Annotated in this window: 6 protein-coding genes; 1 reads left to right on the top strand and 5 read right to left on the bottom strand. The window is 71.6% G+C overall.

What is annotated here, in order from left to right:
- Positions 1 to 124: 124 nt before the first annotated feature.
- The 5 genes from GT354_RS55915 to GT354_RS26825 all read right to left on the bottom strand — a co-directional run bounded on the left by GT354_RS55915 (position 125) and on the right by GT354_RS26825 (position 5,663).
- The gene (locus GT354_RS55915; RefSeq protein ID WP_161358947.1) at positions 125 to 985 is read right to left on the bottom strand and encodes an NTP transferase domain-containing protein; all 861 of its coding nucleotides are present in this window, start codon (positions 983 to 985) and stop codon (positions 125 to 127) included.
- Positions 982 to 1,731: a TrmH family RNA methyltransferase gene (locus tag GT354_RS26840; protein WP_161358946.1), complete on the bottom strand. Its 750-nt coding sequence runs from the start codon at positions 1,729 to 1,731 to the stop codon at positions 982 to 984. Before GT354_RS26840 ends, GT354_RS55915 begins: the two co-directional genes overlap by 4 nt.
- Before the next feature lie 68 nt (positions 1,732 to 1,799).
- Complete coding sequence (locus tag GT354_RS26835) at positions 1,800 to 3,023, bottom strand: HTTM domain-containing protein (RefSeq protein WP_161358945.1); 1,224 nt, start codon at positions 3,021 to 3,023, stop codon at positions 1,800 to 1,802.
- Entirely contained in the window at positions 3,010 to 3,789 is a 780-nt protein-coding gene (locus GT354_RS26830) for a DUF5819 family protein (RefSeq protein ID WP_161358944.1), read from the bottom strand. The genes GT354_RS26835 and GT354_RS26830 overlap by 14 nt, the downstream gene beginning before the upstream one ends.
- A gap of 227 nt (positions 3,790 to 4,016) precedes the next feature.
- Positions 4,017 to 5,663 carry an AMP-binding protein gene (locus GT354_RS26825; protein WP_161358943.1) on the bottom strand — a complete coding sequence of 549 codons (1,647 nt, stop codon included), beginning with the start codon at positions 5,661 to 5,663 and terminating at the stop codon, positions 4,017 to 4,019.
- Between the two features lie 122 nt (positions 5,664 to 5,785).
- Here GT354_RS26825 and GT354_RS26820 point away from each other — a divergent pair, with 122 nt between their 5' ends.
- Positions 5,786 to 6,475, top strand: coding sequence for a PaaI family thioesterase (locus tag GT354_RS26820; protein ID WP_161358942.1), 690 nt, complete (start codon positions 5,786 to 5,788; stop codon positions 6,473 to 6,475).
- Positions 6,476 to 6,480: the final 5 nt, after the last annotated feature.

Genomic DNA, 6,480 nt, shown 5'->3' with positions numbered 1-6,480 from the left:
GTGCGCGACACCGCGGGCAACGGGCGCCCGGCCGCGCGGGCGGTGGCCCGGGCCTCGGGCCACCCGACGGACACGTGCTCGTGGGCCTCGGCGCGCGGCATGGTCCGACTCTCCTGAGGGGTCATCAGGCGCCCGGCTCGTCGCCGGCCGCGGCACCACGTCGCTCGGCGAGCTCCCGGGCCTGGCGCAACGCCTCGGCCACCGCCGCCTCGCCACCGCCGCGAGCGGCCGCCGCGTAGCCCACGAGGAAGGACGTGAGCGGTGCGGCCGGGCGCTGCACGTTGTGCGCCGCCACCCGGGTCATGTCGAGCAGCGCGGCGATGTCCACGTCCAGTTCGATGCCCAGTTCCTGCTTGACCGCTTCGGTCCACTCTTCCAAGCCAGTCATGTCTCTCCTCTTCGGGGCTGTGCCCATCCTCCCCGACCGTGATCGAGCGCTGCGCACATCCGCCCAGGTGTCGCAGTCGAACACCGTCTCGGGATCGGCGGGCAGCCGCGACACCGTGAGCGCGCCCACCACCCGGCGCAGGGACGCCCCGCCCGGGTCCCCGAGCGCCGCGACCGCCGTGCGCAGCGCGGCCGTACGAAACGCGGCGAGCAGGTACTGCTCGCGCCCGTCGCCGTCCACCGCCAGCACCGCGTCGACCGGCCCGGCCGCGACCCGAGCGGCCAAGCGCTCGACCAACTCCCCTGTCACGAACGGCAGATCGGCGGCCAGCAGGACCACGACCGGCGCCTGCACGGTCGGCAGCGCGGCGGCGAGCGCCGCGACCGGACCACCGCCGGGCGGATCCTCGCACACCCACGCGACCGGGCGCCGGGTCGGCCGTCGTGGCCCGGCGACCACGACCCGCTCGGCTCCGGCGGCGGCCTCGATCACCCGGTCGAGCAGCGAGACGCCGGCCACGAGCAGCGCCGGTTTGTCCACGCCGTCGAGCCGGCGGGCCGCTCCACCGGCCGGCACGATCACGTCGTAGCGGTTCACCCGGGAGCGTGTTCCGACGTCGTCGACCAGCGAAACAGCGTCATCCCGACACTGGTCGCGAGGTTGTAGCTGGAGACCCCCGGCCGCATCGGGATGGCCACGAGTCGATCGGCTCGCGCCCGCAACGCGGCGGACACGCCGTGCCGCTCGGTCCCGAAGGCCAGCACCGCGTCGTCGGGGATCTCGATCGCGCGCAGGTCGTCGCCCTCGGGGTCGAGCACGTACACCGGCCCCGCCGGCAACTCGCCCGGCGACACCCGCTCGACCGTGGTCGCGAAGTGCAGCCCCGCGCTCCCGCGTACGACGTTGGGATGCCACGGATCCAGCTCGCCGGTCGTCAACACGGCGCTCGCCCCGTAGCCCGCCGCGAGGCGCACCACGGCGCCGACGTTGCCGAGGTTGCGCGGATTCTCCAACACCACGACCGGCGCGGACCGCGTCGCCCCGAGCACGCCCGCCCGCGGCAGCCCCGCGAGCGCGACCACCCCGGTGGGGCTTCCCCGGGGCACGAGCTCGCGCAGCGTCGCCGGCGACACCTGCCGCGCGTGCTCCTCTATATAGGCGCGCACGTCGTCGGCCAGCGCCTGGGCCAGCCCACACGCGGCCGCGAGATCCCCGGTCACCACGACCCGAACCTGTGCCCCGAACCGAATCGCGTGCTTGACCGCGTGAAACCCGTCGAGCACCACCGCCCCGACCGAGGCGGCCCGCCACAACGCGACAGTCTCGGCATCGAAGGCATCCATCCCACAACCCTAGAACGTCCCCGCCCCGCCGATGCCGTCGTCGTGCCACGAAGCGAGCGGCGAAGGCCCTAGCGGGCGAGCGTGGGGGTTGCGTCCTCCGGGGCCTGGGTGGGGGCGGGGACCGTCGGGGTGGGCGCCGCGGTCGGGGTCGGGGTGCCGCCCAGGCGTCTGCGGACGGTGCGCACGACGTGGCCGCGGGTCCACATCAGGAAGGCGGTGGGCAGGAAGAGCGCGTCGCCCACCGACATGGCGGCGGAGAACGCCGGCAGGCCGAGCAGGATCGCGATGCCGAAGTGCATGCCCAGCAGGATCACGATCGCGACGTACTTGGCCCGCTTGGCGAACACCAGGAACACGAAGCCGATCTGCACGAAGACCGTGAGGTAGCAGATCACCATCCCCATGCCGGTGTTCGAGGCGAGCTGTTCACTGAACGCGGGCCACGGCGCGAAGTACTCCAGGTTGAGCACGTAGTGCATCGCCGTGCCGTCCTGCCAGTACGACCCCTGCACCTTGAACAGCCCGGCCGCGCCGTAGACGAAGCACACCTCGGCGGCGATCACGAACAACGCGCAGTTGTGCACGACGTTCACCAGCACCCCGCGCAACTGTTCGGCCGGACGCGGCAGGCGCCACAGACCGACCAGGACCGGCGCGATCAGGACCGCCCACTCCCACGAGAGGGTGAGCGCGAGCACCAGGATCGCGAACAACCCGACGAACACGCCGAGTTCGCGGCCGGGCCCGGTGCCGGGGCCGATCCCGGTCCGTTTGGCCCGTCGGGCGTCCAGGGACCACACCCGCCCGCACGCGGTGAAGGCGAGGTAGATCGACATCAACAGCAGCACCGTGTCGCCGCCGTCGGTCATCAGGATCGAACGGCTGTTGAACGACACGACCATGACCGCGAACAGCACGCCCATCGCCCGGGTATGCCACCCGAGCACGAACAGCGCGGTCGTCACGATGGCCAGGACGTAGACGAGTTCGAACCACCAGCGTTCGTCACTCGCCAGCAGCAGGCTCACGCCGTCTATGTTCTCCAGCAGTTGCCGCGCCATCGCCGGCGACCACGCCGACCGGTCGCCCCAGATCTCGCGCCGGTTGACGTACTCACGCAGCAGACCGAACAGGAAGATCAGGCCGTAGCCCATGCGCAGCAGCGCCGCCTGGTGCACGGCGAACGTGCGCAGGGTGAAGGCGTCGAACATCCTGGTCAGCCGGCGCACGACGGCGTCCTCGGCGCGGCGGTACGAGCCCGCGGCGGGGCTCTTCGACTCAACGGAAGTCATCGGGGTGCGTCTCCCACCAGCCGAGCGTGCGGATCGAGGGCTGCGATCGGGCCGTGGCATCGGGCTTGCCGATCGGCGTGGTCACGACGCGGACCTGCACCGACACGAGGGAGCGGCCCCGGCCCCGATCCTGGAAGCGGTGCACGACGATGCGCCGCAGGTAGTCGCGCATCAGGTCGCCGCGCGAGGTGGTGTTCGACTCGTCCTTGACGTCGTGGGAGTCCGAGTAGGTCGACCACGCCCGCCGGATCATGTTCTGATCCGCCTTGCTGGGATACGGGTTGTGCCGGATGTGGTCGAGGTCGTCCCCGGTCAGGTCCGTCCACCCCGAATCGGTCGTCGTGCCGTCGGGGTTGCGCACTCGTGACTGTGCCTGGAGGCGGAAGTTCTCCGCCACCGGGTTCGGCGCGAACAGGGCCCAGTTCTGCTCGAAGAACGGATAGATGTAGCCGTCGATCTCTTCCCGGTACTGCGTCGACACCGTGTTGCTCGGCGCGACGTGCAGGAAGACCGCGCTCACATGCACCACCGTGGCACCGACGACGATCAGCGCGATGATCGCCGACATGATGCGCACCGACGTGGAGTGGCGTTCCTCCGGCTCACCCGAGGTGCCCGCCGGTGTCTCGGCCGAGGACTCCGCCGCCGGTTCTCCCGGCGCCTGCGCCGTACTGGTATCCGCGTCCTCGACCGCCTGCTTCGTCAGGGTCGGCGGAGTCGACCGTCCCACGGGCTCGCCGGGGACCGCGTCGTCATGCGGCTGCATCGCTCTCCCGTGATCGATGGGCCCACCGGTCCGGACCCGTGCTGCCGGCACGCTACCGGGTTCGGTCCGTTCCGACGTACCGAACGACTCACCAACCACTCGGTACGGACGGTATCCGTGACCATAGAACCTGTTCTACTGTGGGCGCCGGTGCGGCCCCGCCTCCCGATGATGTCCGTCACGGGGGTGCGGGCGTACGGCGGACGGGGCCGCACCGACTCACCGCTTCACAGGTCCAGCACGGCCTCGCGCCCGTGCGCGGCGTAGCGCGCCATCAGCTCCGCCCGCCCCGCGTCGTCGAGCAACCGATAGGCCGCGCCCCGCTCGGGCCGCCACCACACGGCGTCCTCGACCCGGAAACCGGCCCGGCGCAGCCCCACCTTGTTGACCTTGTTCGTCGCCGTGGTCGGCACCTCGGCCACCACCCGCACGAACGTCGGCGGCATCTTCGTGCTCAGGTCCTCCTGCTCGGCCAGGAACGCCTCGAACGTGACCGGGTCGAACTCCGCGCCCGCGCGCACCTGTACGGACGCCATCACCTGATCACCGGTCACCGGATCCGGCACGCCGTAGACGACCACCACCTCCAACGACGCGAACCGGGCGAGGATGCCCTCGATCGTGGCCACCGCGAGGTTCTCGCCGTCCACCCGAAGCTTGTCGTCCGCCCGGGCCGCGAAGTAGAGATAGCCGGCCGCGTCCCGGTAGAAGTGGTCGCCGGTCCAGTACAGACCGCCGCGCTCGCGGGCCGCCGACGCCTCGTCGTTGCGCCAATACCCCTCGAAACCGTTGCGCCCGGTGTTGACCAGTTCGCCGATCGCCGCGTCCCCGTTGACCAGCCGACCGGCCGCGTCGAACTCGGCCCGCGCGCACTCGTGTCCGGTCGCCGGATCGAGCACCGCCGCGTTGTCCGGACACGGACCGACCGCGCCGGCGGGTGTGCCCGGTCGCCGATTGACGCTCATGCCACCCTCGGAGGAGCCGTATCCCTCGGTCAGCGCGCACCCGAAGCGCGCCTCGAACCGCGCCATGTCCACGGCTCCGGCCTCGGTACCGAACCCCGCGCGCAACGGGTTGTCGCGGTCGTCCTCGCGCTCGGGCGTCGCGAGCAGGTACGAGATCGCCCGCCCCACGTAGGTGAAGTACGACGCGTTGTAGCGCCGGATGTCGGTCAGGAACGCCGACGCGGAGAACCGGCGCCGCAACGCCACCGCCCCGCGCGCTCGCAGGGCCGGCGCCCAGTTGGCCATCAGCGCGTTGCCGTGGAACATCGGCATGCAGATGTAGTTGACGTCGTCGGGGCCGAACCCGAACTGCTGCGTCAACGCCGTCCCGGCCCCGGCAAGGCGCCCGGTCGAGCAGATCACGCCCTTGGGGGCACCCGTGGAGCCCGACGTGAACACGATCAGCAGCCGCTCCGCCGGATCCGTGCGCACCGCCGGCAACGCGGCGTGGGCGTAGGGTTTCAGCAGGTCCTGGTAACCCGGGTCGTCGACCACCAGGATCCGTTCGGCGGGGATGCCCAGGTCCAGGCCGTCGAGCAGCGGCAGGTGCGCCCGCTCGGTGACCAGGACGGCGCATTCGGCGTGGGTGATGTCGCGGGCCAACTCCGCGCCCCGACGGGTCGAGTTCACTCCCACGAGGGTGGCGCCCGCCACGGCCGCGGCCGACAGCCACATCGGAAATTCGGGCACGTTCTCCAGCAGGACCCCCACGTGCGGCTCGGCCCCGGCCGGCAGCAGATCCGCGAGCAACGCGGCCCGCGTGGCGGCGTTGCGCGCCAGTTCGTGGTGCGTCCAGGTCCGGTCCTCGAAGTACAGGCCCGGTCGATGGTCGTTCCATTGGTCGTGGACGAGTTCCGCGATGGTCACCACGCCGTACTCCTCACCCGCGATCCGACACGTGCCGGATCTGATAGACCGTTAGATCTGATGCACCGTCACATCCTTCGCCTGATTATTGGCAAGATCAAGAAAAGTGCCATGGAGGTACGGGTATGAACTCGAACACCCAACCGCTGCCGCCCGCCTCGGCGACCGCGCTCGCGGAGATGATGGCCGGCGCCCTGCCTGCCCCCTCCACCGTGACCACGGAGGCGCTCGACCTCGCCGATCGCGTGCGGGACCTGGTCGAGGCCGTGGTGATGACCGACGTCGACGCCGCGGTTCGCGCGGACGCCGCCGAGCGCATCGCCGAACTCACCCGCGTGCTCGGCGCGGCCCGCCGGGATCAGGCGGTCTCGCTGGTCCGACACGAGGACGGCAGGCTCGAACACCTGACCCAGATGGGCTCGGGACGGCTCAACCCGCAGGCCCCGCGCCTGGTGTTCGACGACGTCCCGGCCCGCCCCGACGTGCGGGCGGACCCGGAGGCGGTCGAGGTACACGCCCGCTGCACGCTCACCGCGGCACACGGCGGCCCGCCCGCCCGCGCGCACGGCGGCATCGTCGCGGTGATCCTGGACCAACTGCTGGGCGTCGCGGCCTCCGCCGCGGGCGCGCCCGGGCTCACCGCCGGGCTCGACATCCGCTACCGCAAGGCCACGCCCTACGGCGTGCCGCTGGAGCTGACCGGCCGCTGGACCGGCCGCGAAGGCCGCAAGAGCTTCGCGACCGGCGAGATCCGCGCGAACGGAGAGGTGACCGCGGAGGCGACCGCCGTATTCATCGCGGAACGACGCTCGTAGGGCTC

Origin of the sequence: Streptomyces sp. SID3343, assembly GCF_009865215.1 — a bacterium.
Taxonomy (GTDB): Bacteria; Actinomycetota; Actinomycetes; order Streptomycetales; family Streptomycetaceae; genus Embleya.
Note: the sequence above shows the minus strand (reverse complement) of the source record. Positions and strands in the feature narration are given on the sequence as shown.

Excerpts from the sequence above, each read along its gene's own strand:
- GT354_RS26835 (WP_161358945.1), bottom strand. The coding sequence starts at position 3,023 with ATGACTTCCGTTGAGTCGAAGAGCCCCGCCGCGGGCTCGTACCGCCGC.
- GT354_RS26820 (WP_161358942.1), top strand. The coding sequence starts at position 5,786 with ATGAACTCGAACACCCAACCGCTGCCGCCCGCCTCGGCGACCGCGCTC.
- GT354_RS26840 (WP_161358946.1), bottom strand. The coding sequence starts at position 1,731 with ATGGATGCCTTCGATGCCGAGACTGTCGCGTTGTGGCGGGCCGCCTCG.
- GT354_RS26830 (WP_161358944.1), bottom strand. The coding sequence starts at position 3,789 with ATGCAGCCGCATGACGACGCGGTCCCCGGCGAGCCCGTGGGACGGTCG.